Here is a 26,075-nt window from a genome sequence, read left to right on the forward strand (position 1 = left end):
CGACGGTGCTCACACTTGGCCGTATTGCTGCCCGTGCCGCAGCCAGCGGTCGAGCAGCGGGCTGACGTGGGTGGGCCAGCGCTCCAGCAGCGCCTGCGCGGCGTCGCGCACGGCGGGCAGCAGGTCGGCGTCGCGCATCAGGTCAGCGACCTTGAATTGCAGCAGGCCGGTCTGGCGGGTGCCGAGCATTTCGCCGGGGCCGCGCAGTTCGAGGTCCTTTTCGGCGATGACGAAGCCGTCGTTGGTCTCGCGCATGATGCCCAGGCGCTGACGACCGATCTGTGACAGCGGCGGGTGGTAGAGCAGCACGCAATGGCTGACCGCGCTGCCCCGGCCCACGCGGCCGCGCAGCTGGTGCAGCTGGGCCAGGCCCAGGCGCTCGGGGTTCTCGATGATCATCAGGCTGGCGTTGGGCACGTCCACGCCGACCTCGATCACGGTGGTGGCCACCAGCAATTGCAGGTGGCCGGCCTTGAATTCGGCCATCACGGCGGCCTTTTCGGCGGGCTTCATGCGCCCGTGGATCAGGCCGACCTTCAGCTCGCCGAGGGCGGCGGTGAGGTCTTCGAAGGTGGTTTCGGCGGCCTGGCAGGTCAGCTCTTCGGACTCTTCGATCAGCGTGCACACCCAATAGGCCTGGCGGCCCTCGGCGCAGGCGCTGCGCACCCGCTCGATGACTTCGACGCGGCGGGTGTCGGTGACCAGCACGGTGTTGACCGGCGTGCGGCCCGGCGGCAGTTCGTCGAGGATCGAGGTGTCGAGGTCGGCGTAGGCGCTCATGGCCAGGGTGCGCGGGATCGGTGTGGCGGTCATGATCAGTTGGTGCGGGCACATCCGCCCGCCGACGCCTTTCTGCCGTAGCGCCAGGCGCTGCTGGACGCCGAAGCGGTGCTGTTCATCGATGATCACCAGGGCGAGGTTCCGGAACTGCACTTCGTCCTGGAACAGCGCGTGGGTGCCCACCACCATTGGCGTGCCGCCGGCGATCTGCTCCAGCGCGGCGGCGCGGTTCTTGCCCTTGAGCTTGCCGGCCAACCAAGCCACTTCGATGCCCAGCGGTTCGAGCCAGCGCTTGAAGGTGAGGTAGTGCTGTTCGGCGAGGATCTCGGTGGGCGCCATCAGGGCGACCTGATAGCCGGCCTCCAGCGCTTGCAGGGCGGCGAGGGCGGCGACCACGGTCTTGCCCGCGCCGACGTCGCCCTGGATCAGGCGCAGCATCGGTTCTTGCTGGCTGAGGTCGTAGGCGATCTCGTTGCCGACCCGCTGTTGGGCGCCGGTGGGGCTGAAGCCGAGGTTGGCCAGGTACTGCGCCGGCAGCCGCGTGGCCTTGGGCATGGCCGGGGCGCGCAGGGAGCGCAGGCTCTCGCGCAGGCGCTGCTGGGACAGCTGGTGGGTCAGCAGCTCCTCGAACGCCAGCCGGTGCTGGGCCCAGTGATGGCCGAGGGCGAGCTCTTCGACGTCGGCGTCGGCGGGCGGGTTGTGCAGGTAGCGGATCGCGTCGGCCAGCGGCGCCAGTTGGTAGTCGCGGGCCAGTTCGGTCGGCAGCCAGTCGGGCAGGCTGGACGGCTTGAGCAGGGTCAGGGTCTGCAGGCAGAGCTGGCGCAGGCGCTGTTGGGTCAGGCCTTCGGTGAGCGGGTAGACCGGGGTCAGGGTCTCATCCACCGGCGGCGGTTCGTCGCCGGTGATGGCGCGGTATTCCGGGTGGTAGATCTCCAGCCCCGACGCGCCGGGCCGGACTTCGCCGTAGCAGCGGATCCGCGTGCCGCGCTTGAGGCCTTCCTTCTGCGCATTGCTGAAGTGGTAGAAGCGCAGGCTCAGGCCGCCGGTGCCGTCCTGCAGGCGCACCACCAGGCTGCGGCGCCGGCCCATGACCACGTCGGCGCCGCTGACGGTGCCTTCGACCACCGCGTCCTGCCCCGGGCGCAACGCCCCGATGGGCACCACGCGGGTGCGGTCCTGGTAGCGCAGCGGCAGGTGGAACAGCACGTCCTGGAGGTTCTCCAGGCCGACCTTGGCCAGTTTCTCGGCCATGGCTTCGCCGACACCCTTGAGTGCCGTCACCGACACTTGCGACAGCTCGCCCATGACGCTGGCTTAACCGGCCGTGACCGCGGCGGCGGGTTTGGCCACGGAGCACAGGCGGATGGAGTCGGCGAGGATCTCGATGGCCTTCGGGCGCGGGAAGCTGGCGCGCCAGGCGATGGCCACGGTGCGGAACGGCACCGGCGCCGACAGCGGCCGCACTTCGATCACGCCGGGGGCGTAGTGGTGGCTGTCGACCGCCGACAACGGCAGGATCGACACGCCCAGGCCCGAGGCGACCATGTGGCGGATGGTTTCCAGGGAGCTGGATTCCACTGTGGTGTGCTTGGCGCCGTCGTTGCCCTTGGTCAGGGTCGGGCAGGCTTCCAGCACCTGGTCGCGGAAGCAGTGGCCTTCGCCGAGCAGCAGCAGGCTCTTGTCGTTGAGCAGGGCGGCGTCGATGGATTCTTTTTGCGTCCACGGGTGCTGGGCCGGCATCAGCACGTAGAACGGCTCGTCGTAGAGCGGTAGGGTCAGCACGTCGGCTTCGTTGAACGGCAGGGCGATGATGATCGCGTCCAGCTCGCCGTTGCGCAGCTTGTCGCGCAGCACGTGGGTGAAGTTTTCTTCGATGTACAGCGGCATCTGCGGGGCGACCCGGTGCAGCTGCGGAATCAGGTGCGGGAACAGGTACGGCCCGACGGTGTAGATCGCACCGACCTTCAGCGGGGCGGTGAGCTGGTTCTTGCCGGCCTGGGCCAGTTCGCGGATGCCCTGGGCCTGCTCCAGCACTTTCTGCGCCTGGGCGACGATGCCTTCGCCGACCGGAGTCAGGCGCACGGCGCTTTTGCTGCGCTCGAAAATCAGCACACCGAGTTCGTCTTCAAGTTTTTTCACGCCCACCGAAAGGGTCGGCTGGCTGACGTGGCAACGCTCGGCCGCATGGCCGAAATGCTGCTCTTGGGCGAGGGTAACGATGTAGCGCAATTCTGTGAGAGTCATGGCAAGCGTCCGTGGGTTTGCGGGCCAAGCATACCGGCTGCAATCGATAGACGCACGTTATCAGACTGAGTGCGGCATGCGACACCGGGCAATGCCGGTTTGGCAGGAATGGATACACAAAAGGCACCTCGCGGTGCCTTTTGTGGCGCAGAACCCATTGGAAGCGGAGCTGCTGTCAGACGAGATCAGCGTCGTTTGTCGATCGTGTACACAAACGGCGCAGTGATTTCGATCGAGCCGTTGCTCAGCATGTCCGTCGGCGGTTTGGGCAGCGGTTGGGCCTTGCGGATCATTTCCAGAGTGGCCCGATCCAGATCGGCATTGCCGGAGCGATCCACCAACTCGAACGACAGCACGTTGCCTTCGCCATCGACCACGAAACGCAGACGGTTGGTGCCAGTCTTGTTCCGCATCCTGGCGCTGTCCGGATACCTTTTGTACTTCTGCAAATGCGCGAGCAGCGTACCTTGCCAGCTGGCCTTGGCCGCCAGTTGCGCCGGCGACGGGCCCGGTGCCGGTTGCGCGGATTTCTCCGTGGGCGCCTGGGTCGGTTGCGTGTCGGCCGGTTTTTCCTCGGAAGGCTTTTCCTTCGGCGGCTCTGGTTTCTCGACCGGTTTGGGCGGCTGAGGCTTGGGCTTCGGCTTCGGCTTGGGTTTAGGCTTGGGCACGGCGATCTCGGCCTTCGGCGCTTCCGCCAGTTTCGGGATCGGCAGTTCCTCGACCGGGGCCGGCGGCTGCGGCGGCGTGACCACTTTCGGCGGTGCGGGCGGCGGCGGTGCGGGCACCGGGGCCAGCTCGACCATCATGGCCTGCGGCGGCAGTTCGATGGGCGGCCGGGCGGTCCAGTTCACTGCCAGCGCGATGGCCAGCGCGTGGACGCCCAGCACCACGGCCAGGCTACCGCCGTAACGCGTCAGCTTATGGCGCGGCTCGATCATTTCTTGGCTGCCGTCTCAAGGCCCACCAGGCCGACCTTCAGGTAGCCGGCGCCGCGCAGCTTGTCCATCACGCTCATCAGGTCGCCGTAGTCCACGCCTTTGTCGGCCTGGAAGAAGATCGTCGTGTCCTTCTTGCCCTGGGTCTTGGCGTCGAGGGCGGCGCCGAGGGTTTCAGGCTTCACTTCGTCGTCGCCCAGGTACAGGCGCTGGTCGGCCTTGACGCTGAGGAACACCGGTTTTTCCGGGCGCGGCGCGGGCTTGGCGGTGGAGGCGGGCAGGTCGACCTTGATGTCCACGGTGGCCAGCGGCGCGGCCACCATGAAGATGATCAACAGCACCAGCATCACGTCGATGAACGGCGTGACGTTGATTTCGTGGTTCTCGGCCAGATCGTCGTCTGCGCCTTCTTTCAAATGCAGGCCCATGGCCGGTTACCCCACTTTCACCATGTGCGGTTGCGAGCTGCGCTCAGGCTGGTGGTCGAGGTCGCGGCTGACCAGCAGCAGCACCTGAGCCGACGCGTCGGACACCTGGGCCTTGTAGCCGGCGATGGAGCGGGCGAACACGTTGTAGATGACGACCGCCGGGATCGCTGCCACCAGGCCCATTGCGGTGGCCAGCAGCGCTTCGGCGATGCCCGGCGCGACGACGGCAAGGTTGGTGGTCTGGGTCTTGGCGATGCCGATGAAGCTGTTCATGATGCCCCACACGGTGCCGAACAGGCCGACGAACGGCGCGGTGGAACCGATGGTGGCGAGCACGCCGGTGCCGTTGCTCATGTTGCGGCCGCAGGCGGCCACCAGACGCTCAAGGCGAAAGCTGACGCGTTCCTTGATGCCTTCCTTTTCGCGGGCGTTGGCCGACAGGCGCATTTCTTCCAGGGCGTCGTGCACCAGCAGGTTGGCCAGGGTGCCTTCCTTCGCGGCGGATACGCTGGCTTCCTTGAGGGAGGCGGCTTTCTTCAGGCTGGCGATCTCGCCGCGCAGACGGCGCTTGGCGCCCATCAGCTCGAAGCCCTTGGCGATCCAGATGGTCCAGGTGAGGATCGAGGCGAGGGCCAGGCCGATCATCACGGACTTAACGACCGCGTCGGCGTTCTGGTACATGCCCCAGGGCGACAGGTCGTGGGCCATGCCCAGGGTGTTGTCCGCTTCGAGGACTTCCGGTTGGTCGGCGGCGCCGGCATCAACGGCCTGGATCGCGTCGGTGGCGGCTGGCGCTGCGGCAGGGGCGGCTGGCGCGGCCTGCTCGGTGGCGGCAGGGGTGGCCTGGGTGTCGGCGAACGCGGCGACCGGCGCCAGCATCAGGCTGAGCAGCAGGGCTGCCGCGGCGCGCCAGGCGCGAGGTCGGTTGGTTGGCGAAGCGGAGGTTTGAATGCGTGTCATGCTGGCCGGACCTGAAGTAGAAAAACGGTGATGCTCTTCCAGGCCTCGAAAGGCCGAGAACAAAGTGGCGTGCATTATTGCAAGTAATTCTTGTTAACAGAAGTAATAGAGTTGCTTTTTTTCCTGCATTGCTAGCCTCTCGTCAGTCGCCGAGGCTAGTCTGGTTCTTTCCGATAGGAGTTTTTCGATGTCTGCGCCTTCTGTTTTGATCGCCGGTTGCGGTGATGTCGGCGGTCGTCTGGCCACGCAATTGCTCGGCGGCGGATGGCAGGTCTACGGCCTGCGCCGCACGGTTTCCCGTTTGCCGGCGGGGGTGCTCGGGGTGGCGGGCGACCTGTTCGGCGAGGCCTGTCCGGCCGGTTGGCCGACTGGTTCGCTGGACTATCTGGTGTTCAGCGCGGCCGCCACCGAGCATGATGAGGCCGGCTACCGCGCCGCCTACGTCGAGGGCCTGCGGCATGTGCTGGGTTGGCTGAAGCAGCACGGCCAGCGGCCCAAGCGAATTCTGTTCGTCTCCAGCAGCAGCGTGTACGGGCAGCAGGACGGGGAGTGGGTCGATGAAGGCGCCGAGACGGTCGCAGCCGGCTATTCGGGGCGGGTGATGCTGGAGGCCGAGCAGGTGGCGTTCGGCAGCGGCATCCCGGCCAGTACCGTGCGCCTGACCGGGATCTACGGCCCCGGCCGGGAATGGCTGCTGACCCAGGTGCGTCGCGGCTATCGGGTGGCGGTCGAGCCGCCGCTGTACGGCAACCGCATCCATGCGGACGACGCGGCCGGACTGCTGGCGTTCCTGCTGGAGGCGGATCGTGGCGGGGCGGCGCTGGATGAGGTGTACATCGGCGTCGATGACGCGCCGGCGCCGTTGGCCGAGGTCGTGGCCTGGCTGCGCGAGTACCTGGGCGTCACCGAATGGGCCGAGGACGCCAGCGTGCGCCGCACCGGCAGCAAGCGGTGCAGCAACGCCCGGGCCAAAGCCCTGGGTTGGGCGCCGACCTATCCGAGCTATCGCGAAGGCTACGCTGCCATTCTTGAAGGGCGCTGCTGACCCCAACGCCAGCAGGCTGGCGCCACAGGGTTCAGCGGCAGCCGCAGATGCTGCGATCGACCGAAATTCCTGTAGGAGCCAGCCTGCTGGCGATGGCGGCAGTGAGGGCGGCGCCGGGATTCAGAAGCGGGTCACTGCTTCTCGAGCAGCCACTTGCGCTCACCCGGGGTGAACTGCGGCTGTTCGTCCGCCAGCGCGGTGTTCACCGCCTGGAAGATCTCCAGTTCCTTGCCCTTGCGCGCAAAGATCCAGTTGTTGCCTTGGCCGTTGAGCTGCAGCCACATGCTGTCGTGGTCGCTGTTCATCGACGCGCAGTCGCCTGCCAGGCACAGGGCGTAGCGGTCGGCGCCGGGCAGGCCGGAGACCTGGCCGTCGGCCTGGAACTGCACGGTGCTGCCTTCGCCCTGGCCGCTGGCGATGGTCCAGTTGCCGCCCAGGTAGGCCGAGTACAGGGCGCGTTCGAAGCTGGCGCCGATGGGCGCGCCGTCCGGCACCGGGATCTGGGCGCGGTCGAACAGCTGTTCCGGTTCGTTTTCGGTGGCGGCCTGTTTCATCTGGCTGCCGTCGCGCTTCAGCTCGCTGCCGGAACCGCCGTAGAAGTCGATTTTCCACGCGCCGGACTGCTCGCCCTGCAAGCGTCCTTCGACATTCTCGAAACCGTTGGTGTAGCGGGCCTGGCCGGCGCGGGTGTTGACGTCCCATTCCAGGTTCGGGCCGTAGGCCTGCAGCGCTTCGCGCAGGGGGCCGCCTTTTGCGGCCGCGTCGATGGCGGTCTGGTTGATCCAGGTGCCGCTGATGTCGCGGTCGGCAGGGTCGCTGGCGCAGCCGCCGAGGAAAACGGCGAGCAGCGAGAGAGCAAGCGCTTTGCGCATGGAGAAATCCTTTCGAAACCTTTTCTTGACGGCAAAGCAGTCGGCGCAGCGTTCGCACGCTGCGCCGTGCGCATTACTCGATGACCAGGATGGCATCCATTTCGACCTGCGAACCCTTAGGCAGGGCGGCGACGCCGATGGCGGCGCGGGCCGGGTACGGCTGTTCGAAATACTTGCCCATGATCTCGTTGACCTTGGCGAAGTGGCTCAGGTCGGTGAGGAAGATGTTCAGCTTGACGATGTCCTTGAACGAACCGCCGGCCGCTTCGGCCACGGCCTTCAGGTTCTCGAACACCTGGACGGTCTGGGCTTCGAAGCCTTCGACCAGTTCCATGGTTTTCGGGTCCAGCGGGATCTGGCCCGACATGTACACGGTGTTGCCGGCCTTGATCGCCTGGGAGTAGGTGCCGATGGCGGCCGGGGCCTTGTCGCTGCTGATAACGGTCTTGGTCATGTATGACTCCTTGTGATGGCGGGCTTAGGCGCGCATGCGGGTGATGCGGATCACCCCGGCCAGGGCGCGCAGTTTCTTGATCACGCGGGCCAGGTGCACGCGGTCGTGGACGCTGACCACCAGCTGGACGACGCTGATGCGGCCGTCGCGTTCGTCCATGCTGATTTTCTCGATGTTGCCGTCGGCGGCGTTGACGCTGCTGGCCAGCAGCGCGATCAGGCCGCGCTGGTGCTCCAGCTCGACCCGCAGCTCGACGTTGAATTCGCCGCTGACATCCTTGGCCCACGAGAGCTGGATGCATTTTTCCGGGTTGTGGCGGATTTCGCTGATGTTGCGGCAGTTGTCCAGGTGCACGACCATGCCTTTGCCCGCCGACAGGTGACCGACAATCGGGTCGCCGGGGATCGGCGTGCAGCATTTGGCGTAGCTGAGCACCAGGCCCTCGGTGCCGCGGATCGCCAGCGGGCCTTCCGGCGCCGGCAGCTGTTCGTCCTCGCCGAGCAGGCGGCGGGCCACCACATAGGCCATGCGGTTGCCCAGGCCGATGTCTTCGAGCAGGTCTTCGATCAGCTCCAGGCGGTACTCGGCGAGCATGGCCTGGATCCGCTCGGCGGAGATGTTCTCCAGCGAGCTGTCGAAACCGTTCAGCACCTTGTTCAGCAGACGCTCGCCCAGGCTGATGGATTCGGAGCGGCGCTGCAGCTTGAGCGCATGGCGGATGTGGGTGCGGGCCTTGCCGGTGACCACGAAGTTGAGCCACGCCGGGTTCGGCCGAGCGCCGGGGGCGCTGACGATCTCGACCGTGGAGCCGCTCTGCAGCGGTTCGGACAGCGGGGCGAGGCGGCGGTTGATCCGGCAGGCGATGCAGCTGTTGCCGACGTCGGTGTGCACCGCGTAGGCGAAGTCGACGGCGGTGGAGCCTTTGGGCAGCTCCATGATCCGGCCTTTGGGCGTGAACACATAGACCTCGTCCGGGAACAGGTCGATCTTCACGCTTTCGATGAATTCCAGCGAGTTGCCGGCGCGTTGCTGCATTTCCAGCACGCCTTTGACCCATTGGCGGGCGCGGGCGTGGGTGCCTTTGGGCTGTTCGTCGCTGCTGGACTTGTACAGCCAGTGCGCGGCGATGCCGTTGTTGGCCATCTCTTCCATCTCGCGGGTGCGGATCTGGATCTCGATGGGCACGCCGTGCATGCCGAACAGCGTGGTGTGCAGCGACTGGTAGCCGTTGGCCTTGGGGATCGCGATGTAGTCCTTGAAGCGCCCCGGCAGCGGCTTGTACAGGTTGTGCACGGCACCCAGCACGCGGTAGCAGGTGTCGACCTTGTCGACGATGATCCGGAACGCGTACACGTCCATGATCTCGTTGAAGGCCCGGCGCTTGCCGCGCATTTTCTTGTAGATGCCGTAGAGGTGCTTCTGGCGGCCGCTGACCTCGCCCTGGATGCCGTCGATGGCCAGGCAGTGGCTCAGGGACTCTTCGATCTTGTTGACGATTTCCTTGCGGTTGCCCCGGGCGCGCTTGACCGCCTGGTAGATCCGCGCGGAACGCATCGGGTGCATGGCCTTGAAGCCGAGGTCTTCGAACTCCACGCGGACCGAGTGCATGCCCAGCCGGTTGGCGATGGGGGCGTAGATCTCCAGGGTTTCCTTGGCGATCCGCCGGCGCTTCTCGCCGGAGAGCACTTCCAGGGTGCGCATGTTGTGCAGGCGGTCGGCCAGCTTGACCAGGATCACGCGGATGTCGCGCGCCATGGCCATGGCCATCTTCTGGAAGTTCTCGGCCTGGGCTTCGGCCTTGGTCTCGAAGTTCATCTGGGTCAGTTTGCTGACCCCGTCGACCAGTTCGGCCACGGTTTCGCCGAACTGCGCCTGCAGCGCCTCTTTGGCGATGCCGGTGTCTTCGATCACGTCATGCAGCATCGCGGCCATCAGGCTCTGATGGTCCATGTGCATGTCGGCAAGGATGCTCGCGACCGCGAGCGGGTGCGTGACGTACGCCTCGCCGCTGCGGCGGCGCTGGCCGTCGTGGGCCTGTTCGGCGTAGAAGTAGGCCCGGCGGACCAGGTTGACCTGGTCCTGGCCGAGGTAGGCCGATAAGCGATCGGCGAGGGCGTCTATGCTCGGCATGATGACTCCTGCCGCAAGCTGTGTTCCCGCGCCGTGCTACGTCGACCAGGCATAGGCTTAGACGGCCTCGTTGGACTCGTCCTCGGTAAATGCAGCGAAGACCGGGTCTTCGGTGACGATTTCTTCGGCGGCGATGAATTCAGGGGTCACGATGCCTTCGGCGATTTCACGCAGGGCGACGACGGTAGGCTTGTCGTTTTCCCATGCGACCTTCGGCTCTTTGCCGCCGGTTGCCAATTGACGGGCACGCTTGGTCGAGAGCATGACCAGCTCAAAGCGGTTATCCACGTGTTCTAGGCAGTCTTCAACGGTTACGCGGGCCATGGTCTTCCTCGTAGCAAATGCGATATGCGCGGTGCCCGGATGGGCGAGCGGACTCGGCAGTTTAAAAAAACACCAGCGATTAGGGAAGCGCTGATTTTTTGACCAGACCCTTCAACGCGCTGCAAGTGCCAATGTAAAGCCCTTGCGGCGCGTTTGGGAAGAGCCGGTCAACCGAGCAGTTCGGCCAACAGTTTGCCGAAACGCACTTGCTGGCGTTTCTGCAGCAGCTGGTTGGAGCGGAAAATCGCTTTCAGGTCGTCCAGCGCATGGGCGAAATCGTCGTTGATGATCACGTAGTCGTATTCGACGTAGTGGCTCATCTCGCTGACCGCCTCGCGCATGCGTCCGTCGATGATCTCGTCGCTGTCCTGGCCGCGGTTGGTCAGGCGCTGGTGCAGGGCTTGCAGCGAAGGCGGCAGGATGAAGATCGAGCGGGCCTGGGGCATCAGCTTGCGCACTTGTTCGGCGCCTTGCCAGTCGATTTCCAGGATCAGGTCATGACCTTCGTCCAGGGTCTGCTGCAGGCGGCTTTGCGAGGTGCCGTAGAAGTTGCCGAACACTTCGGCACGTTCGAGGAAATCGCCGTGTTCGCCCATCTTCACGAACGCTTCGCGGGTCACGAAGTGGTAGTTCACGCCGTCCACCTCGCCCGGACGCATGGCGCGGGTGGTGTGGGAGATCGATACGCGGATTTCCGGGTTGGCGTCGGTCAGCGCCTTGACCAGGCTGCTCTTGCCCGCGCCCGAGGGGGCGGAAATGATGTAAAGGGTGCCGGTGCTGTGGGTCATGGGAATAGCCTTACTCAATGTTCTGCACTTGTTCGCGCATCTGCTCGATCAACACCTTGAGGTTGACCGCCGCCTGGGTGCTGCGCGGGTCGAAGGCCTTGGAGCCCAGTGTGTTGGCTTCGCGGTTGAGCTCCTGCATCAGGAAGTCCAGGCGCCGCCCGGCCGCGCCGCCGGACTTGAGCACGCGGCGGACTTCGATGATGTGGGTGCTCAGGCGATCCAGTTCTTCGGCCACGTCGCTCTTTTGCGCGAGCATGACCATTTCCTGCTCCAGGCGCTGCGGATCCAGCTCGGCCTTCATGTCGGCGAAGCGGTCCAGGACCTTCTGGCGCTGGGTGGCGAGCATCTGCGGAACCAGTTCGCGCAGGGTCGATACGTCTTCTTCGATGGAGGTCAGGCGGTCGTCGATCAACCGGGCCAGCTCCGCGCCTTCGCGCTCGCGGCCGGCCTTGAGCTCCTTCAGGCCCTGGTTGAACAGGGCCAGCGCCTCGGCGTTGAGCGCCTGCGGATCGCTGGCGTCGGCGACCAGCACGCCCGGCCAGGCCAGCACTTCCAGCGGGTTCAGGGCGGCGGGGTTCTTGATCAGGCCGGCGACGGTCTCGGCGGCGGCGACCAGTTGCGCAGCGCGCTCGCGGTCCACCTGCAACGGTTTGCCGGTGCTTTCTTCGGTGAAGCGCAGGGTGCATTCCAGCTTGCCCCGCGACAGGCCCTGGCGCAGCGCTTCGCGCACGGCGCCTTCGAGGTCGCGGAAGGACTCCGGCAGGCGCAGGTGCGGTTCCAGGTAGCGGCTGTTGACCGAGCGCAGTTCCCAGCTCAGGGTGCCCTGGACGCCGGCTTTCTCGACGCGGGCGAAGGCGGTCATGCTGTGCACCATGGTGGTACCTCGCAATGCAGAACGGTGCGGAACCTGCGTTCCGCCTCATCGCTCTCAATGAATGTAAGCCGACTGGCAGCAAAGGCGCAGGATTGTAGCGCAGTGCGGCGGATGCGCCCAAACACACGCTGTGACAAAGGGCTGCAGGCCGTCGGGGACAGGCGTTGCAGGGCCCTCGGTCGTCGGCGGGCATTTTTGACGACTGCCCAGGCGCGGTGCACGGCCCTATAATGCTCCGCAGTTTTCCGTCCCCAGTACAGGTATCTCCTATGAAACGTCCAAGTGGTCGCGCTGCCGATCAGCTCCGCTCGATCCGCATTACCCGCAACTACACCAAGCATGCCGAGGGATCGGTACTGGTCGAATTCGGTGATACCAAGGTCATCTGCACCGTCAGCGTCGAAAACGGCGTGCCGCGATTCCTCAAGGGCCAGGGCCAGGGCTGGCTGACCGCCGAGTACGGCATGCTGCCGCGCTCCACCGGCGAGCGTAACCAGCGCGAGGCCAGCCGCGGCAAGCAGGGCGGGCGCACCCTGGAGATCCAGCGCCTGATCGGCCGTTCCCTGCGCGCGGCCCTGGACATGTCCAAGCTGGGCGATGTCACCCTGTACGTCGACTGCGACGTGATCCAGGCCGACGGCGGCACCCGCACCGCGTCGATCACCGGCGCCATGGTCGCGCTGGTCGATGCGCTGAAGGTGATCAAGAAGCGCGGCGGCCTGAAGGGCGGCGACCCGCTCAAGCAGATGGTCGGCGCCGTTTCTGTGGGCATGTACCAGGGCGAGCCGGTGCTGGATCTGGACTATCTTGAGGACTCCGCCGCCGAGACCGACCTGAACGTGGTGATGACCGGCACCGGCGGCTTCATCGAAGTGCAGGGCACCGCCGAAGGCGCGCCGTTCCAGCCTGAGGAACTGACCGCCATGCTGGAGCTGGCCAAGAAGGGCATGACCGAGATCTTCGAACTGCAGAAGGCGGCGCTGGCCGACTGAGCCGCCGGGCGACCCCAAGGAGGATGCGATGAGTGACGAACAAGAGCTGCAGCCCAGGCCGAGCCACGAGGTGCGCCAGTGGGCCATGTTTTGTCACTTGTCCGCCCTGCTGGGGATCTGGGTGCCGTTCGGCACGCTGATCGGGCCGCTGATCCTGTGGCAGATGAAGCGCGAGACCGATTCGTTCATCGATGCCCAGGGCAAGGAAGCGCTGAACTTCCAGATCACCGTGGCGATCGCCTCGATGGTCTGCTTCCTGCTGATGGTGCTGATCATCGGCTTCGTGCTGTTCGGCCTGCTGGCCATCGGCGCGCTGGTGCTGACGATCATCGGCGGGGTGAAGGCCAACGAAGGGATCGCCTACCGGTATCCGTTCACCTGGCGCCTGATCAAGTAACGATCGACGGTTCCCGCCGGGCAAAGCCTTCAGGCACAAAAAAACCGACAGCGATGTCGGTTTTTTTGAGGCTGCGAAAAGGCGCTCAGATGGTCAGCGTCCAGTCGTAGTCCACGATCAGCGGCGCGTGCTGCGAGAACCGTGGCTGACGCGGCAGGCGTGCGCTGCGCACGAAGCGACGCAAGCCCGGGGTCAGGATCTGGTAGTCGAAGCGCCAGCCGAGGTTGAGCATCTCGGCCTGTTCGTTGTCCGGCCACCAGCTGTACTGGTCGCCTTCGCGGCTGACTTCGCGCAAGGCGTCGACATAACCCATGTTGCCGACGATCTCGTCCATCCAGGCGCGTTCCGGCGCCAGGAAGCCCGGGGATTGCTGGCTGTCGCGCCAGTTCTTGATGTCGAGCTTCTGCTGCGCCACGTACAGCGAGCCACAATAGATGTACTCGCGACGTTTGCGCCGCTGTTTGTCCAGGTACTTGCCGAAGTCGTCCATGAGCTTGAACTTCTGGTTCAAGTCCTCATCGCCGTTCATCCCCGAAGGAAGCAGCAAGGTGGCAATACTGACTTTGTCGAAATCTGCTTGCAGGTAGCGCCCGTAGCGGTCGGCCGTCTCGAAACCGAGACCGCTGATGACAGCCTTCGGTTGCAACCGCGAGTACAAAGCCACACCGCCTTGGGCGGGAACTTCGGCGTCGCAGGCATAAAGGAAGTAGCCGTCCAGTTGGAAGGCTGGGTCGTCCAGTTCAAAGGCGGAGGCACGGGTGTCCTGCAGGCAGATGACGTCGGCATTCTGAGCCTGCAGCCAACTGAGCAAACCTCGCTCGACTGCAGCCTGAATACCATTGACGTTCACACTGATGATCCGCATAAATGGCCCCAAAAATCGCGTGCGTGTATGATACACGGCGTCAAGCTAATTAGCTAAATCCGTGGTATTTGGGGTTTTTTTCATGCAAGCGTATCAGCGCGATTTCATTCGTTTTGCCATCGATCGCGGCGTTTTGCGCTTCGGTGAGTTCACCCTGAAGTCCGGGCGCACCAGTCCTTACTTCTTCAACGCCGGCCTGTTCAACTCAGGTTCCGCGCTGGCCCAGCTGGGCCGTTTCTACGCGGCGGCCATCGCCGACAGCGGCATTTCCTTCGACGTCCTCTTCGGCCCGGCCTACAAAGGCATCCCGCTGGCGGCCACCACCGCCGTCGCGCTGGCCGAACACCACGGCCGCGACCTGCCATGGTGCTTCAACCGCAAGGAAGCCAAGGCCCACGGCGAGGGCGGCAGCCTGGTCGGCGCGCCGCTGACCGGCGACGTGCTGATCATCGACGACGTGATCACCGCCGGCACCGCGATCCGCGAAGTGATGCAGATCATCGCGTCCCAGGAAGGCGCCAAGGCGGCCGGCGTGCTGATCGCCCTGAACCGCCAGGAGCGCGGCAACGGCGAGCTGTCGGCGATCCAGGAAGTCGAGCGTGACTTCGGCATCCCGGTGATCAGCATCGTGTCGCTGAACCAGGTGCTGGAATTCCTGGCCGACGACCCGCAGCTCAAGCAGCACCTGCCGGCCGTCGAGGCCTACCGCGCCCAGTTCGGCGTTTGAACGGGTTCCTTGCAGGCGCGGGCAGGCTCGCTCCTGCAGGGATCTGAGGCAAAAAAAGACCCCGCTCAGCCAGGCTGAGCGGGGTCTTTTCGTTTGCGTGAGCGCTTAAGAACGCTTGCGGTTGCTGATCAGGGTGCCCACACCGGTGTCGGTGAAGATTTCCAGCAGGATCGCATTCGGCACGCGGCCGTCGATGATCAGCGAGCTGCCCACGCCGCCCTGCACCGCTTCCAGCGCGCAGCGGATCTTCGGCAACATGCCGCCGTAGATGGTGCCGTCGGCGATCAGCGCGTCGACTTGCTGGGTGCTCAGGCCGGTCAGTACCTTGCCTTCCTTGTCCATCAGGCCGGCGATGTTGGTCAGCAGCATCAGTTTCTCGGCCTTCAGCGCTTCGGCGACCTTGCCGGCCACCAGGTCGGCGTTGATGTTGTACGACTCGCCGTTCTCACCGACGCCGATCGGCGCGATCACCGGGATGAAATCGCCCTTGACCAGCAGGTTCAGCAGGTCGGTGTTGATCCCGACCACTTCGCCCACATGGCCGATGTCGATGATTTCCGGGGTGGTCATCTCCGGGGTCTGGCGGGTGACGTTGAGCTTTTTCGCGCGGATCAGCTCGGCGTCCTTGCCGGTCAGGCCGATGGCGCTGCCGCCATGCCGGTTGATCAGGTTGACGATGCTCTTGTTGACCTGGCCGCCGAGCACCATTTCCACCACGTCCATGGTGGCGGCGTCAGTGACGCGCATGCCGTCGACGAAGTGGCTTTCGATGGACAGGCGCTTGAGCAGATCGCCGATCTGCGGGCCGCCGCCGTGCACGACCACCGGGTTGATGCCCACGGCCTTCATCAGCACGATGTCGCGGGCGAAGCCGGTCTTCAGCTCCTCGCTTTCCATCGCGTTGCCGCCGTATTTGATCACCAGGGTCTTGCCGACATAACGTCGGATGTAAGGCAGCGCTTCGGACAGGACCTTGGCGGTTTGGGCGGCGGCATCGCGTTCGAGGGTCATTCAGGGCTCCGGGTGAATCAGAACGGTAGTTGGAGATCAGGTGCAACGCGTTTCAGCTGGGCATGGAACACAGCCTTGATGCGTGCAAGTTCTGCCTCGTCATCGGCCTCGAAACGCAGCACCAGCACCGGTGTGGTGTTGGATGCGCGTACCAGGCCCCAGCCTTTGGCGTAGTCGACCCGCACGCCGTCGATGGTGGTCAGGTCCGCGCCTGGGCCCCACTGTGCGTCGTGCAGTGCATCAATGATGCTGAATTTGCTCTCTTCGGTCACATGGATATTGATTTCCGGCGTCGAAACATCGTTCGGGAAGGTCGCGAACAGCGCTTCGGCGGTGGATTTCTCCTGGCTGAGGATCTCCAGCAGCCGCGCGGCGCTATAGATGCCGTCGTCGAAGCCGAACCAGCGCTCCTTGAAGAAGATATGCCCGCTCATTTCGCCGGCCAACAGGGCGCCGGATTGTTTCATCTTCTTTTTGATCAACGAGTGACCGGTCTTCCACATTAGCGACCGGCCGCCGTATTCCTTGATCAGCGGGATGAGGCGGCGGGTGCATTTGACGTCGAAGATGATCTCTGCGTCCGGGTTGCGCGCCAGCACGTCGCGGGCGAACAGCATCAGCAGGCGATCCGGGAACACGATGCTGCCAGCGTCGGTCACCACGCCGACGCGGTCGCCGTCGCCGTCGAAGGCCAGGCCCAGGTCGGCGCCGGTTTCCTTGACCTTGGCGATCAGGTCGACGAGGTTCTCAGGCTTGCCCGGATCCGGGTGGTGGTTGGGGAAGTGGCCGTCCACTTCGCAGAACAGCGGGATCACTTCGCAGTTCAGCGCTTCGATCAGTTGCGGGGCGATCACGCCGGCCGCGCCGTTGCCGCAGTCGACCACGACTTTCATGCGTCGGGCCAGCTTGATGTCCCGGACGATTTCGGTGGTGTAGCGGTCGAGGATCTCGACCTGGGTCACGCTGCCCTGGCCGCTGCTCAGGTCGCCGGTCTTGAGGCGCTCGTGCAGGGCCTGGATTTGCTCGTTGGCGAGGGTGTCGCCGGCGATCATGATCTTGAAGCCGTTGTAGTTCGACGGATTGTGGCTGCCGGTGAGCATCACCGCGGACTTGCCGGCCAGCACGTTGGCGGCGTAGTACAGCACCGGGGTCGGCACCAGGCCGACGTCGCTGACGTGGCAGCCGCTGTCGGCGATGCCTTTGATCAGTTGGGCGACCAGTTCCGGGCCGGACAGGCGCCCGTCGCGGCCGACGGACACGTTCGGCTCGCCTTGGGCCAGGCTCTGCGAGCCGACGGCGCGGCCGATCCAGTAGGCCGTTTCGGCGTTGAGGAATTCCGGCACGGTGCCGCGGATGTCATACGCGCGGAAAATGCTGTCGGGAAGCTTCGGTGCTACTTGGGCGGGGGTGCTCATCGGCGGAAATGCTCCATCTCGAAAGTGGCTGGACGCGCCGGCGACTCACTCGGCGGCAGGCTCAAACTGAAGGGTATGACGGCGTTTTCCGCAGAGAGTTCGTGGTATGAAAGGGCCATGACGCCCCGCCCGGCGTGGCCGCTTGCTGTGGCGAGGGGGCCGACTCCCTCGCCACGAACGGTCACTTGGTGCCGGTATGGCCGAAACCGCCGGTGCCGCGTTCGGTCTCGACGAACTCCTCGACCATCTCGAAATGCGCCTGCACCACCGGCACCAGCACCAGTTGCGCCAGGCGTTCGCCGACGGTCATGGTGAAGTCGGTCTGGCCGCGGTTCCAGCAGGAGACCATCAGCGGGCCCTGGTAGTCGGAGTCGATCAGGCCGACCAGGTTGCCCAGCACGATGCCGTGCTTATGGCCCATGCCGGAGCGCGGCAGGATCAGCGCGGCGAGGTTCGGGTCGCCGATGTACACCGACAGGCCGGTGGGGATCAGCACGGTCTCGCCCGGCTTGATCACGGTGTCCTGTTCCAGCATGGCGCGCAGGTCGAGGCCGGCGGAGCCGGGCGTGGCGTATTGCGGCAGCGGGAATTCGGTGCCGATGCGTGGGTCGAGGATCTTGGCTTGCAAAGCGTGCATGTAAATTAAACCTGGTTCAGCCGTTCGGCGATGAATGTGACCAGTTGGCGGGCGATCTTGCCCTTGCTGGTCTGGGCGAAGACCGTGGCGTGCAGCCCACGGTCGATGACGCTGCAGGCGTTCTCTTCGCTGTTGAAGCCGATGCTCGGGTTGGCGACGTCGTTGGCGACGATCAGGTCGAGATTCTTGTCCTTGAGTTTGCGTGCAGCGTAGTCGAGCAGGTGTTCGGTCTCGGCGGCGAAGCCGACACTGAACGGACGGTCGGGACGGGTGGCGATGGTGGCCAGGATGTCCGGGTTACGTACCATTTGCAGGACGAAACCGTCGCCGCTCGTAGGGTCTTTCTTGAGTTTTTGCGGGGCCACGACTTCCGGGCGGTAGTCCGCGACCGCTGCCGAGGCGATGAAGATGTCGCAAGGCATCGCGGCTTCGCAGGCCGCGAGCATGTCCCGGGCGCTGACCACGTCGATGCGGGTGACGCGGTCCGGGGTCGGCAGGTGCACCGGGCCGCTGATCAGGGTCACGCGGGCGCCGGCCTCCACCGCCGCTTCGGCCAGGGCGAAGCCCATTTTCCCGGAGCTGTGGTTGGTGATGTAGCGCACCGGGTCGATGTTTTCCTGGGTCGGGCCGGCGGTGATGACCACGTGCTTGCCGGTCAGCGCCTGACGCTGGAAACAGTCCGCCGCGCATTGGGCCAGGTCGGTGGCTTCCATCATCCGGCCCATGCCGACGTCGCCGCAGGCCTGGCTGCCGGACGCCGGGCCGAAGGTCTTCAGGCCGCGGCTTTCCAGGAGCTGCAGGTTGGCCTGGGTGGCCGGGTCGCGCCACATGGCCTGGTTCATGGCCGGGGCCACGGCGACGATGGCGTCGGTGGCCAGCACCAGGGTGGTCAGCAGGTCATTGGCGATGCCTTGGGCCAGGCGGGCCAGCAGGTCGGCGGTGGCCGGGGCGATCAGCACCAGGTCGGCCCATTTGGCCAGTTCGATGTGGCCCATCGCGGCTTCGGCGGCAGGGTCGAGCAGGTCGAGGTGCACCGGGTGCCCGGACAGGGCCTGCATGGTCAGCGGGGTGATGAATTCGCTGCCGCCGCGGGTCATGACCACGCGCACTTCGGCGCCCTGGTCGATCAGGCGGCGAACCAGATCGGCGCTTTTATAGGCCGCGATGCCGCCGCCGACGCCCAGAACGATGCGTTTCCGATACAGCCGCTGCATAGGTCTGCCTTTCATTTCATGGATGGTAGCGGTGCGGCACCCCCCTCCCCAGGGGCGGGCCGACCGCCAAAAAAGATGGGCTACGATATCACAGCGTCCGCTATGGAACAGCGGCGCCCACAGACAAGGAATGTGTATGAGTATTCGCGATTGGCCGGCGGCGGAAAGGCCGCGGGAAAAGCTACTTGAGCAGGGCTCCGCGAGCCTTTCGGACGCCGAACTGCTGGCGATCTTTCTGCGCACCGGCGTGTCCGGAAAAAGCGCGGTGGATCTGGCGCGACACCTGTTGAATCAATTCGGCAGCCTGCGTTTCTTGCTGGAGGCTGACCTGAACGCCTTCAGCGGACAATTGGGGCTGGGGCCGGCGAAGTTCGCCCAGTTGCAGGCCGTGCTGGAGATGGGGCGTCGGCACTTGGCGGAACGCATGCGGCGCAAGCCGGCGCTGGAGAGCCCGCAGGTCGTGCGCGATTACCTCAAGGCCATGTTGCGCCACGAGCCGCACGAGGTGTTCGGCTGCCTGTTCCTGGACTCCAAGCACCAGGTGCTGACCTTCGAGACGCTGTTTCGCGGCTCCATCGACAACACGGCCGTGCATCCTCGGGAGATAGTGAAGCGCTCTCTGGCCAATAACGCGGCGGCGGTGATCCTGTGCCACAACCACCCGTCGGGAAATACCGACCCCAGCGAGGCGGATCGCGTGCTGACCAAGCGGCTGCAGAAGGCACTGGAGCTGATCGATGTGCGGGTGCTCGATCACTTCATCGTCGGCGAGGGCGAGCCGCTGTCGATGGCGGAGTGCGGCTGGATGTAGCTGCGCACGGAATCAGCGCAGTCCACTGTGGGAGCGAGCCTGCTCGCGATGGCAGATCGATCAACATCGATGTTGACTGACACGGCGCCATCGCGAGCAGGCTTGCTCCTACAGGGGCGGGGTTGTGTCTGCTATTTCAGGGTGACCTTGGCGTAGTCCTGCCGCCCGAACGGGCTCACCGAGTAACCCTGCACATCCTTGCGTGTGAGCGCGAAGGCGGTCGGGTGCGCCAGCGGCAGCCACAGGGCCTGTTGCTGGATCAGGGCCTGCGCCTGTTCGTAGAGCTTGCTGCGCACACCTTGCTCGCTGGTGGTCTTGCCGGCGCTGATCAAGCGGTCCAGGTCGGCGTTGCAGTACCGGGCGAAGTTGGTGCCGGACTTGACCGCCGCACAGGAAAACTGCGGCGTGAGGAAGTTGTCCGGGTCGCCGTTGTCGCCCGCCCAGCCCATGAACAGCAGGTCGTGTTCGCCGGCCTTGGCCCGACGGATCAGCTCGCCCCATTCGATCACGCGGATTTCCGCCTGGATGCCGATCTCCGCCAGGTCCGACTGCAGCAACTGCGCGCCGAGGCTCGGGTTGGGGTTGAGCAGGCTGCCGGACGGGCGCGTCCAGATGGTGGTCTGGAAACCGTCCTTCAGGCCGGCCTTGGCCATCAGCGCCTTGGCCTTGTCCACGTCGTGGGCGTAGCCGGGCAGGTTCTTCGCGTAGCTCCAGGTGTTGGGCGGGTAGGGGCCGTTGGCGGCCTCGGCGGTGTCTTCGAACACGGCCTTGAGGTAGTTGGCCTTGTCGAAGGCGAGGTTGATCGCCTGGCGCACTTCCGGCTTGTCCAGCGGCGGATGCTGGCTGTTGATGCCGACGAAAGCGGTCATGAACGCGTCGGTCTTTTCTACTTTGAGTGTCGGCTCCTGTTTCGCCGCCTGTACGTCCAGCGGTTTGGGCGACAGGGCGATCTGGCATTCGTTGCGCCGCAGCTTCTGCAGGCGCACGTTGGCGTCCGGGGTAATGGCGAAGATCAGCGGATCCACCGCCGGCTTGCCGCCGAAGTAGTCCGGGTTGGCCTTGTAGCGAACCGAGGCGTCCTTCTGGAAGCGGGTGAACACGAACGGGCCGGTGCCCACCGGCTGGCTGTTGAGCTTGTCCGTCGCGCCGGCCTTGAGCAGCCGGTCGGCGTACTCGGCGGAGTAGATCGAGGCGAAGCCCATGCTCAGGGTCGCCAGGAAGGTCGAGTCCGGATGGTCGAGGGTGAAGCGCACGGTCAAAGGATCCAGGGCGTCGATCTTCTTGATCAGCGCCGGCAGCTGCATCGACTGGGCATGGGGGAAGCCGCTCTGGGCCACCTGGTGCCACGGGTTGGCCGGGTCGAGCATGCGGTCGAAGCTGAACTTGACGTCTTCGGCGCTCAGGTCGCGGGTCGGCTTGAAGTAGTCGGTGCTGTGGAACTTCACCTGCGCACGCAGCTTGAACACATAGGTCAGCCCGTCGGTGCTGACGTCCCAGCTTTCGGCGAGGCTCGGGACGACCTTGCCGCTGGCGGTGTCGAAGTCCACCAGACGGTTCATCAGCACGTCGGCGGAGGCGTTGGTGGTGGTCAGCGAGTTGTACTGCACCACGTCGAACCCTTCGGGGCTGGCCTCGGTGCAGACGCTCAGGGCGGCGGCCTGGGCGAGGGGGCTCAGCAGCAGCGGAGCGAGCAAAAGGGGGAGGGCAGCGAGGCGCATGGTCAGATTCCTTTACAGATCGGAGGCCCATCTGCAAGTGCAGTCTGGAAAAGGCCTACCCTAGTGGGCACGGTTGCAAATGACTATCCCTTTTTGCAATTTCAGGGCCGGGTTTGCGGGGTTTTGGCGGTGGAGGGCGGGGCCGGGGGAGCGGATCGCCGGCATCGCCGCTTTTGTGCGACGAGCGGTCGAAATCCTCGACAGCCTTAATCCAAAGCGTCCGCAGGGGCAAATTCCGGCTTTTTGCCAATTGATTGCACACCGATTGTTGTTGCTCTCGGGTCTTTCTGGTATAAAGCAGCGCTCTTTTCTAGGGGCCCGGTTCCTTCGCTTGTAGGTGTAGCCGGTAAGACCTCTAAAGAATCGCGGCGCCTGGCGCCACAATGACTAGAGATTAAGCGGCCAACCCATGCCGGGTTGGGCATGTGGTTTTAGAGGGCTGAGGCATGTCTAGAGTATGTCAAGTTACCGGTAAGGGTCCGGTAACCGGGAATAACATTTCCCACGCAAACAACAAAACCCGTCGTCGTTTCCTGCCAAACCTGCAGCATCACCGCTTCTGGGTTGAGTCCGAGAAACGTTTCGTGCGTCTGCGCGTATCTGCCAAAGGCATGCGTATCATCGACAAGCGCGGCATTGATGTCGTGCTGGCCGAACTTCGCCGCGACGGCAAGATTTAAGGGAGCTAATCATGCGTGAATTGATTCGTTTGATCTCGAGCGCCGGTACTGGTCACTTCTACACTACCGACAAGAACAAGCGTACTACCCCGGACAAAATCGAGATCAAGAAATATGATCCGGTTGTTCGCAAGCACGTGATCTACAAGGAAGGCAAAATCAAGTAATTGATTTTTCCGACCGACGAAAAAGGCCCGTATCTCACGATACGGGCCTTTTTTGTTGCCCCGGTTTTGGGTTGCCGGTCCGGGCCCCTTCGCGGGCAAGCCCACACCGTGGATCTGTGTGGTGTTCCCTGTGGAAGCCAGCCTGCTGGCGTCAGCTAAAGGGGCGCAGATCCTCAGGCCTTCTGCTCGAAGATCACATAGATCTTGCGGCACGCCTCCAGCACTTCCCAGGTGCCCCGGAAACCGGCCGGAATCACAAAGCGGTCGCCGACGCGCAGGGTCTTGGCGTTGCCGTCGCTGTCGCGCAGCACCGACACCCCTTGCAGGATCTCGCAGTACTCGTGCTCGGTGTAGTTCACCGTCCATTGCCCGACCGCGCCTTCCCACACGCCGACGTTCATTTGCCCGCAAGGGCTGTCGTACTGGTTGAACACCGCCTGCTCGGGGTCGCCCTTGAGCACCTTGGCCGGATCCGGCCGGTAGCGTTCGGCTTCGCTGGCGGTCTGGCTGATGTCGACGACGTTCTGGATGTTCATTGTTGTTGTCTCCTGTGGTGGCGACGCGATGGATTGGAAAGGGCCAAAGTCTATGTTTATTAAATTGAACACCGCAAGGTCGTATCGCGGCCTTATGTCAAATATATTGAAACAAACCCGGCCACTGGTTTAGGGTGGCGGGTGCCCTTGGCCGAAATGCAGGCTGGCCGGGCAGAATTCCTGAGGACGGCCGCGAAGAGCGCGGCGCCCGCATCCAACAAGAGGAGGACACTCGAATGACCACCCTGACTCGTGCCGACTGGGAACAACGCGCCCGCGACCTGAAGATCGAAGGCCGCGCCTACCTCAATGGCGAGTACACCGACGCCGCCTCGGGCGAGACCTTCGAGTGCATCAGCCCGGTCGATGGCCGTCTGCTGGGCAAGATCGCCAGCTGTGACGCCGCCGACGCCCAGCGCGCCGTGGAGAACGCCCGCGCCACCTTCGATTCCGGTGTCTGGTCGCGCCTGGCGCCGACCAAGCGCAAGGCCGCCATGATCCGTTTCGCCGGCCTGCTCAAGCAGCACGCCGAAGAGCTGGCCCTGCTCGAGACCCTCGACATGGGCAAGCCGATCAGCGACTCGCTGTACATCGACGTTCCCGGCGCGGCGCAGGCGCTGAGCTGGAGCGGCGAGGCCATCGACAAGCTCTACGACGAAGTCGCCGCCACCCCGCACGATCAGCTGGGCCTGGTGACCCGTGAGCCGGTGGGCGTGGTCGGCGCCATCGTGCCGTGGAACTTCCCGCTGCTGATGGCCTGCTGGAAACTGGGCCCGGCCCTGTCGACCGGCAACTCGGTGATCCTCAAGCCGTCGGAGAAATCCCCGCTGACCGCCCTCCGCATCGCCGCCCTGGCGGTCGAGGCCGGCATCCCGAAAGGCGTGCTCAACGTGCTGCCGGGCTATGGCCACACCGTCGGCAAGGCCCTGGCCCTGCACAACGACGTCGACACCCTGGTGTTCACCGGTTCGACCAAGATCGCCAAGCAACTGATGATCTACGCCGGCGAATCGAACATGAAGCGCGTGTGGCTGGAGGCCGGCGGCAAGAGCCCGAACATCGTGTTCGCCGACGCGCCGGACCTGCAGGCCGCCGCCGAGTCCGCCGCCAGCGCCATCGCCTTCAACCAGGGCGAAGTGTGCACCGCCGGTTCGCGGCTGCTGGTCGAGCGTTCGATCAAGGACAAATTCCTGCCGATGGTGATCGAGGCCCTGAAGGCCTGGAAGCCGGGCAACCCGCTGGATCCGGCCACCAACGTCGGTGCGCTGGTGGATACCCAGCAGATGAACACGGTGCTGTCCTACATCGAAGCCGGCCACGCCGACGGCGCCAAGCTGGTGGTCGGCGGCAAGCGCACCCTGCAGGAGACCGGCGGCACCTACGTCGAGCCGACGATCTTCGACGGCGTGAGCAACGCGATGAAGATCGCCCAGGAAGAGATCTTCGGACCGGTGCTGTCGGTCATCACCTTCGACACCGCCGAGGAGGCGGTGCGCATCGCCAACGACACGCCGTACGGCCTGGCGGCGGCGGTGTGGACCCAGGACATTTCCAAGGCGCACCTGACCGCCAAGGCCCTGCGGGCCGGCAGCGTGTGGGTCAACCAGTACGACGGTGGCGACATGACCGCACCGTTCGGCGGCTTCAAGCAGTCGGGCAACGGCCGCGACAAGTCGCTGCATGCGTTCGACAAATACACCGAGCTCAAGGCGACCTGGATCAAGCTGTGAACCGTTGAGGGGGCCTGCCCGTCAGACCCCCGAAACAGCAGAGATCCCTTGTGGGAGCGGGCTTGCCCGCGATGGCGGTGTGTCAGTCGGCATTTTTGTGTCTGACCCACCGCCATCGCGGGCAAGCCCGCTCCCACATTGGTTTTGCGGTGCACATAACAATATCCACAGGAGCGTGGAACATGCGTTGGGCGACGTATTTCGCCGTGTTGGCGTCTGTCTTGAGTGTCGGCCTGGCCCTGGGCGTCAGCATGCCGCTGGTGTCGTTGCGGCTGGAGGGCTGGGGCTACGGCTCCTTCGCCATCGGTGTGATGGCGGCGATGCCGGCCATCGGCGTGCTGCTGGGGGCGAAGGTGTCCAGCCATCTGGCGGCGCGCCTGGGCACGGCGAACCTGATGCGCCTGTGCCTGTGGGGCGGGGCGCTGTCCATCGGCCTGCTGGCGCTGCTGCCCAGCTACCCGGTGTGGCTGGCGCTGCGGCTGATGATCGGCGTGATCCTGACCATCGTGTTCATCCTCGGCGAGAGCTGGATCAACCAATTGGTGGTCGAGCATTGGCGCGGGCGACTGGTGGCTCTGTACGGCAGCAGCTACGCGCTGAGCCAACTGTCCGGGCCGCTGCTGTTGGGGGCGCTGGGCACCGAGCACGATTATGGCTTTTGGGTCGGCGTGGGCCTGCTGACCGCTGCGCCCCTGCTGTTGCTCGGCCGCAGCGGGGCGCCGAGCAGCGAGGCCAGCAGCGTGACCTTCGGCGATTTGTTGGGATTTGGCCGGGAACTGCCGGCGATCGCCTGGGCCGTGTCGCTGTTCGCCGCGTTCGAGGCGATGATCCTGACGCTGCTGCCGGTGTATTGCCTGCGCCAGGGCTTCACGGCGGAAATCGCGCTGGCGATGGTCAGCACCGTGGTGGTCGGCGACGCGTTGCTGCAACTGCCGATCGGCGCGCTGGCGGACCGGCTGTCCCGGCGCACGCTGTTCACCGGCTGCGCCATGGTGCTGCTGCTGTCGAGCCTGGCGATTCCGCTGTTGATCGACACCTTGCTGATCTGGCCGCTGTGGGTGCTGTTCGGGGCCAGCGCGGGCGGTCTGTTCACGCTGTCGCTGATCCTGGTCGGCGAGCGTTACCGTGACGATGCGCTGGTGCGGGCCAACGCGCACATCGCGCAGCTGTGGGGCATCGGCTGCCTGGTGGGGCCGCTGGCGGCAGGCGCGGGCAGCCAGTGGATCAGCGGGCACGCGCTGCCGCTGCTGATGGCGGTCGGGGCGTTCGGCCTGGTGATCCTGCTGATGCGCCAGGGGGCGTTCGGCAAGGTGGCCGAGCCGGCCTGACTGATCGCCCCCT

The 26,075-nt window shown here is 65.0% G+C and carries 26 protein-coding genes and 1 pseudogene; 9 read left to right on the plus strand and 18 right to left on the minus strand.

Annotated features, from left to right (window positions below):
* Positions 1-9: 9 nt before the first annotated feature.
* The 5 genes from recG to exbB all read right to left on the minus strand — a co-directional run bounded on the left by recG (position 10) and on the right by exbB (position 5,347).
* Complete coding sequence (gene recG / locus CAG41_RS01395) at positions 10-2,085, minus strand: ATP-dependent DNA helicase RecG (RefSeq protein ID WP_085578981.1); 2,076 nt, start codon at positions 2,083-2,085, stop codon at positions 10-12.
* Positions 2,086-2,094: 9 nt separating this feature from the next.
* A complete protein-coding gene (locus CAG41_RS01400) occupies positions 2,095-3,024 on the minus strand; it encodes a hydrogen peroxide-inducible genes activator (protein WP_085638577.1) in 930 nt (309 codons plus the stop codon).
* A gap of 185 nt (positions 3,025-3,209) precedes the next feature.
* Positions 3,210-3,962, minus strand: coding sequence for an energy transducer TonB (locus CAG41_RS01405; RefSeq protein ID WP_085655893.1), 753 nt, complete (start codon positions 3,960-3,962; stop codon positions 3,210-3,212).
* Positions 3,959-4,387: a TonB system transport protein ExbD gene (gene exbD / locus CAG41_RS01410; protein WP_085630212.1), complete on the minus strand. Its 429-nt coding sequence runs from the start codon at positions 4,385-4,387 to the stop codon at positions 3,959-3,961. The genes CAG41_RS01405 and exbD overlap by 4 nt, the downstream gene beginning before the upstream one ends.
* Before the next feature lie 6 nt (positions 4,388-4,393).
* Positions 4,394-5,347, minus strand: coding sequence for a tonB-system energizer ExbB (exbB, locus tag CAG41_RS01415; RefSeq protein ID WP_085706644.1), 954 nt, complete (start codon positions 5,345-5,347; stop codon positions 4,394-4,396).
* 187 nt (positions 5,348-5,534) lie between these two features.
* Here exbB and CAG41_RS01420 point away from each other — a divergent pair, with 187 nt between their 5' ends.
* Positions 5,535-6,392 (plus strand): NAD-dependent epimerase/dehydratase family protein, encoded by an 858-nt coding sequence (locus tag CAG41_RS01420; RefSeq protein WP_085638563.1) that lies wholly within the window; start codon positions 5,535-5,537, stop codon positions 6,390-6,392.
* A gap of 131 nt (positions 6,393-6,523) precedes the next feature.
* Here the strand turns inward: CAG41_RS01420 and CAG41_RS01425 are convergent, their stop codons facing one another.
* The 6 genes from CAG41_RS01425 to CAG41_RS01450 all read right to left on the minus strand — a co-directional run bounded on the left by CAG41_RS01425 (position 6,524) and on the right by CAG41_RS01450 (position 11,834).
* Complete coding sequence (locus CAG41_RS01425; RefSeq protein WP_085578969.1) at positions 6,524-7,264, minus strand: hypothetical protein; 741 nt, start codon at positions 7,262-7,264, stop codon at positions 6,524-6,526.
* A gap of 73 nt (positions 7,265-7,337) precedes the next feature.
* Positions 7,338-7,718 (minus strand): RidA family protein, encoded by a 381-nt coding sequence (locus CAG41_RS01430; protein WP_065258184.1) that lies wholly within the window; start codon positions 7,716-7,718, stop codon positions 7,338-7,340.
* A 24-nt stretch (positions 7,719-7,742) separates the two neighbouring features.
* The gene (gene spoT / locus CAG41_RS01435; protein WP_085578967.1) at positions 7,743-9,848 is read right to left on the minus strand and encodes a bifunctional GTP diphosphokinase/guanosine-3',5'-bis pyrophosphate 3'-pyrophosphohydrolase; all 2,106 of its coding nucleotides are present in this window, start codon (positions 9,846-9,848) and stop codon (positions 7,743-7,745) included.
* A 57-nt stretch (positions 9,849-9,905) separates the two neighbouring features.
* Positions 9,906-10,172 (minus strand): DNA-directed RNA polymerase subunit omega, encoded by a 267-nt coding sequence (gene rpoZ, locus CAG41_RS01440; RefSeq protein ID WP_085578965.1) that lies wholly within the window; start codon positions 10,170-10,172, stop codon positions 9,906-9,908.
* Positions 10,173-10,339: 167 nt separating this feature from the next.
* A complete protein-coding gene (gene gmk, locus CAG41_RS01445) occupies positions 10,340-10,960 on the minus strand; it encodes a guanylate kinase (protein ID WP_085578963.1) in 621 nt (206 codons plus the stop codon).
* 10 nt (positions 10,961-10,970) lie between these two features.
* The gene (locus tag CAG41_RS01450; protein WP_085578961.1) at positions 10,971-11,834 is read right to left on the minus strand and encodes a YicC/YloC family endoribonuclease; all 864 of its coding nucleotides are present in this window, start codon (positions 11,832-11,834) and stop codon (positions 10,971-10,973) included.
* A 269-nt stretch (positions 11,835-12,103) separates the two neighbouring features.
* Here CAG41_RS01450 and rph point away from each other — a divergent pair, with 269 nt between their 5' ends.
* The gene (rph, locus tag CAG41_RS01455; protein WP_085578959.1) at positions 12,104-12,826 is read left to right on the plus strand and encodes a ribonuclease PH; all 723 of its coding nucleotides are present in this window, start codon (positions 12,104-12,106) and stop codon (positions 12,824-12,826) included.
* Positions 12,827-12,854: 28 nt separating this feature from the next.
* Positions 12,855-13,223 carry a DUF4870 domain-containing protein gene (locus CAG41_RS01460; protein WP_085630205.1) on the plus strand — a complete coding sequence of 123 codons (369 nt, stop codon included), beginning with the start codon at positions 12,855-12,857 and terminating at the stop codon, positions 13,221-13,223.
* 85 nt (positions 13,224-13,308) lie between these two features.
* Here the strand turns inward: CAG41_RS01460 and CAG41_RS01465 are convergent, their stop codons facing one another.
* Positions 13,309-14,088 (minus strand): exodeoxyribonuclease III, encoded by a 780-nt coding sequence (locus CAG41_RS01465; RefSeq protein WP_007920349.1) that lies wholly within the window; start codon positions 14,086-14,088, stop codon positions 13,309-13,311.
* Between the two features lie 82 nt (positions 14,089-14,170).
* On the opposite strand from CAG41_RS01465, the gene pyrE reads away from it, so the two are divergent.
* Positions 14,171-14,815, plus strand: coding sequence for an orotate phosphoribosyltransferase (gene pyrE, locus CAG41_RS01470; RefSeq protein WP_085630203.1), 645 nt, complete (start codon positions 14,171-14,173; stop codon positions 14,813-14,815).
* Positions 14,816-14,920: 105 nt separating this feature from the next.
* Here pyrE and argB read toward each other — a convergent pair whose 3' ends face one another.
* From argB to coaBC, 4 genes and pseudogenes are all read right to left on the minus strand, one after another.
* A complete protein-coding gene (argB, locus tag CAG41_RS01475) occupies positions 14,921-15,826 on the minus strand; it encodes an acetylglutamate kinase (RefSeq protein WP_085630201.1) in 906 nt (301 codons plus the stop codon).
* A gap of 17 nt (positions 15,827-15,843) precedes the next feature.
* Positions 15,844-17,247 (minus strand): annotated as a pseudogene (locus tag CAG41_RS01480) (phosphomannomutase/phosphoglucomutase); the annotation flags it as partial.
* A gap of 175 nt (positions 17,248-17,422) precedes the next feature.
* Positions 17,423-17,878, minus strand: coding sequence for a dUTP diphosphatase (gene dut, locus CAG41_RS01485; protein WP_085578949.1), 456 nt, complete (start codon positions 17,876-17,878; stop codon positions 17,423-17,425).
* A 5-nt stretch (positions 17,879-17,883) separates the two neighbouring features.
* Positions 17,884-19,092, minus strand: coding sequence for a bifunctional phosphopantothenoylcysteine decarboxylase/phosphopantothenate--cysteine ligase CoaBC (gene coaBC / locus CAG41_RS01490; RefSeq protein WP_085655890.1), 1,209 nt, complete (start codon positions 19,090-19,092; stop codon positions 17,884-17,886).
* A gap of 136 nt (positions 19,093-19,228) precedes the next feature.
* Between coaBC and radC the strand changes: the two genes are divergently transcribed.
* Entirely contained in the window at positions 19,229-19,903 is a 675-nt protein-coding gene (gene radC / locus CAG41_RS01495) for a DNA repair protein RadC (RefSeq protein WP_085578945.1), read from the plus strand.
* A gap of 131 nt (positions 19,904-20,034) precedes the next feature.
* Here the strand turns inward: radC and CAG41_RS01500 are convergent, their stop codons facing one another.
* Complete coding sequence (locus CAG41_RS01500; RefSeq protein ID WP_085638556.1) at positions 20,035-21,621, minus strand: ABC transporter substrate-binding protein; 1,587 nt, start codon at positions 21,619-21,621, stop codon at positions 20,035-20,037.
* 446 nt (positions 21,622-22,067) lie between these two features.
* On the opposite strand from CAG41_RS01500, the gene rpmB reads away from it, so the two are divergent.
* Together rpmB and rpmG are read left to right on the plus strand one after the other, a co-directional pair.
* Positions 22,068-22,301, plus strand: coding sequence for a 50S ribosomal protein L28 (gene rpmB, locus CAG41_RS01505; RefSeq protein WP_085578941.1), 234 nt, complete (start codon positions 22,068-22,070; stop codon positions 22,299-22,301).
* Between the two features lie 11 nt (positions 22,302-22,312).
* Positions 22,313-22,468, plus strand: a complete 156-nt coding sequence (gene rpmG, locus CAG41_RS01510) for a 50S ribosomal protein L33 (RefSeq protein ID WP_003177274.1) — start codon at positions 22,313-22,315, stop codon at positions 22,466-22,468.
* A gap of 173 nt (positions 22,469-22,641) precedes the next feature.
* Here the strand turns inward: rpmG and CAG41_RS01515 are convergent, their stop codons facing one another.
* Positions 22,642-23,004 carry a cupin domain-containing protein gene (locus CAG41_RS01515; protein ID WP_085578939.1) on the minus strand — a complete coding sequence of 121 codons (363 nt, stop codon included), beginning with the start codon at positions 23,002-23,004 and terminating at the stop codon, positions 22,642-22,644.
* A gap of 236 nt (positions 23,005-23,240) precedes the next feature.
* On the opposite strand from CAG41_RS01515, the gene CAG41_RS01520 reads away from it, so the two are divergent.
* Positions 23,241-24,734 (plus strand): aldehyde dehydrogenase, encoded by a 1,494-nt coding sequence (locus tag CAG41_RS01520; RefSeq protein ID WP_085578937.1) that lies wholly within the window; start codon positions 23,241-23,243, stop codon positions 24,732-24,734.
* Between the two features lie 182 nt (positions 24,735-24,916).
* On the plus strand, positions 24,917-26,062 hold the full coding sequence (locus CAG41_RS01525) for an MFS transporter (RefSeq protein WP_085578935.1): 1,146 nt from the start codon (positions 24,917-24,919) through the stop codon (positions 26,060-26,062).
* The last annotated feature ends 13 nt before the right edge of the window (positions 26,063-26,075 follow it).

This window comes from Pseudomonas sp. B35(2017), from assembly GCF_002113645.1.
Lineage (GTDB): Bacteria > Pseudomonadota > Gammaproteobacteria > Pseudomonadales > Pseudomonadaceae > Aquipseudomonas > Aquipseudomonas ekonensis.

Coding starts and splice junctions, on each gene's coding strand:
- recG (WP_085578981.1), bottom strand. CDS start 2,085: ATGGGCGAGCTGTCGCAAGTGTCGGTGACGGCACTCAAGGGTGTCGGC.
- CAG41_RS01400 (WP_085638577.1), bottom strand. CDS start 3,024: ATGACTCTCACAGAATTGCGCTACATCGTTACCCTCGCCCAAGAGCAG.
- CAG41_RS01405 (WP_085655893.1), bottom strand. CDS start 3,962: ATGATCGAGCCGCGCCATAAGCTGACGCGTTACGGCGGTAGCCTGGCC.
- exbD (WP_085630212.1), bottom strand. CDS start 4,387: ATGGGCCTGCATTTGAAAGAAGGCGCAGACGACGATCTGGCCGAGAAC.
- exbB (WP_085706644.1), bottom strand. CDS start 5,347: ATGACACGCATTCAAACCTCCGCTTCGCCAACCAACCGACCTCGCGCC.
- CAG41_RS01420 (WP_085638563.1), top strand. CDS start 5,535: ATGTCTGCGCCTTCTGTTTTGATCGCCGGTTGCGGTGATGTCGGCGGT.
- CAG41_RS01425 (WP_085578969.1), bottom strand. CDS start 7,264: ATGCGCAAAGCGCTTGCTCTCTCGCTGCTCGCCGTTTTCCTCGGCGGC.
- CAG41_RS01430 (WP_065258184.1), bottom strand. CDS start 7,718: ATGACCAAGACCGTTATCAGCAGCGACAAGGCCCCGGCCGCCATCGGC.
- spoT (WP_085578967.1), bottom strand. CDS start 9,848: ATGCCGAGCATAGACGCCCTCGCCGATCGCTTATCGGCCTACCTCGGC.
- rpoZ (WP_085578965.1), bottom strand. CDS start 10,172: ATGGCCCGCGTAACCGTTGAAGACTGCCTAGAACACGTGGATAACCGC.
- gmk (WP_085578963.1), bottom strand. CDS start 10,960: ATGACCCACAGCACCGGCACCCTTTACATCATTTCCGCCCCCTCGGGC.
- CAG41_RS01450 (WP_085578961.1), bottom strand. CDS start 11,834: ATGGTGCACAGCATGACCGCCTTCGCCCGCGTCGAGAAAGCCGGCGTC.
- rph (WP_085578959.1), top strand. CDS start 12,104: ATGAAACGTCCAAGTGGTCGCGCTGCCGATCAGCTCCGCTCGATCCGC.
- CAG41_RS01460 (WP_085630205.1), top strand. CDS start 12,855: ATGAGTGACGAACAAGAGCTGCAGCCCAGGCCGAGCCACGAGGTGCGC.
- CAG41_RS01465 (WP_007920349.1), bottom strand. CDS start 14,088: ATGCGGATCATCAGTGTGAACGTCAATGGTATTCAGGCTGCAGTCGAG.
- pyrE (WP_085630203.1), top strand. CDS start 14,171: ATGCAAGCGTATCAGCGCGATTTCATTCGTTTTGCCATCGATCGCGGC.
- argB (WP_085630201.1), bottom strand. CDS start 15,826: ATGACCCTCGAACGCGATGCCGCCGCCCAAACCGCCAAGGTCCTGTCC.
- dut (WP_085578949.1), bottom strand. CDS start 17,878: ATGCACGCTTTGCAAGCCAAGATCCTCGACCCACGCATCGGCACCGAA.
- coaBC (WP_085655890.1), bottom strand. CDS start 19,092: ATGCAGCGGCTGTATCGGAAACGCATCGTTCTGGGCGTCGGCGGCGGC.
- radC (WP_085578945.1), top strand. CDS start 19,229: ATGAGTATTCGCGATTGGCCGGCGGCGGAAAGGCCGCGGGAAAAGCTA.
- CAG41_RS01500 (WP_085638556.1), bottom strand. CDS start 21,621: ATGCGCCTCGCTGCCCTCCCCCTTTTGCTCGCTCCGCTGCTGCTGAGC.
- rpmB (WP_085578941.1), top strand. CDS start 22,068: ATGTCTAGAGTATGTCAAGTTACCGGTAAGGGTCCGGTAACCGGGAAT.
- rpmG (WP_003177274.1), top strand. CDS start 22,313: ATGCGTGAATTGATTCGTTTGATCTCGAGCGCCGGTACTGGTCACTTC.
- CAG41_RS01515 (WP_085578939.1), bottom strand. CDS start 23,004: ATGAACATCCAGAACGTCGTCGACATCAGCCAGACCGCCAGCGAAGCC.
- CAG41_RS01520 (WP_085578937.1), top strand. CDS start 23,241: ATGACCACCCTGACTCGTGCCGACTGGGAACAACGCGCCCGCGACCTG.
- CAG41_RS01525 (WP_085578935.1), top strand. CDS start 24,917: ATGCGTTGGGCGACGTATTTCGCCGTGTTGGCGTCTGTCTTGAGTGTC.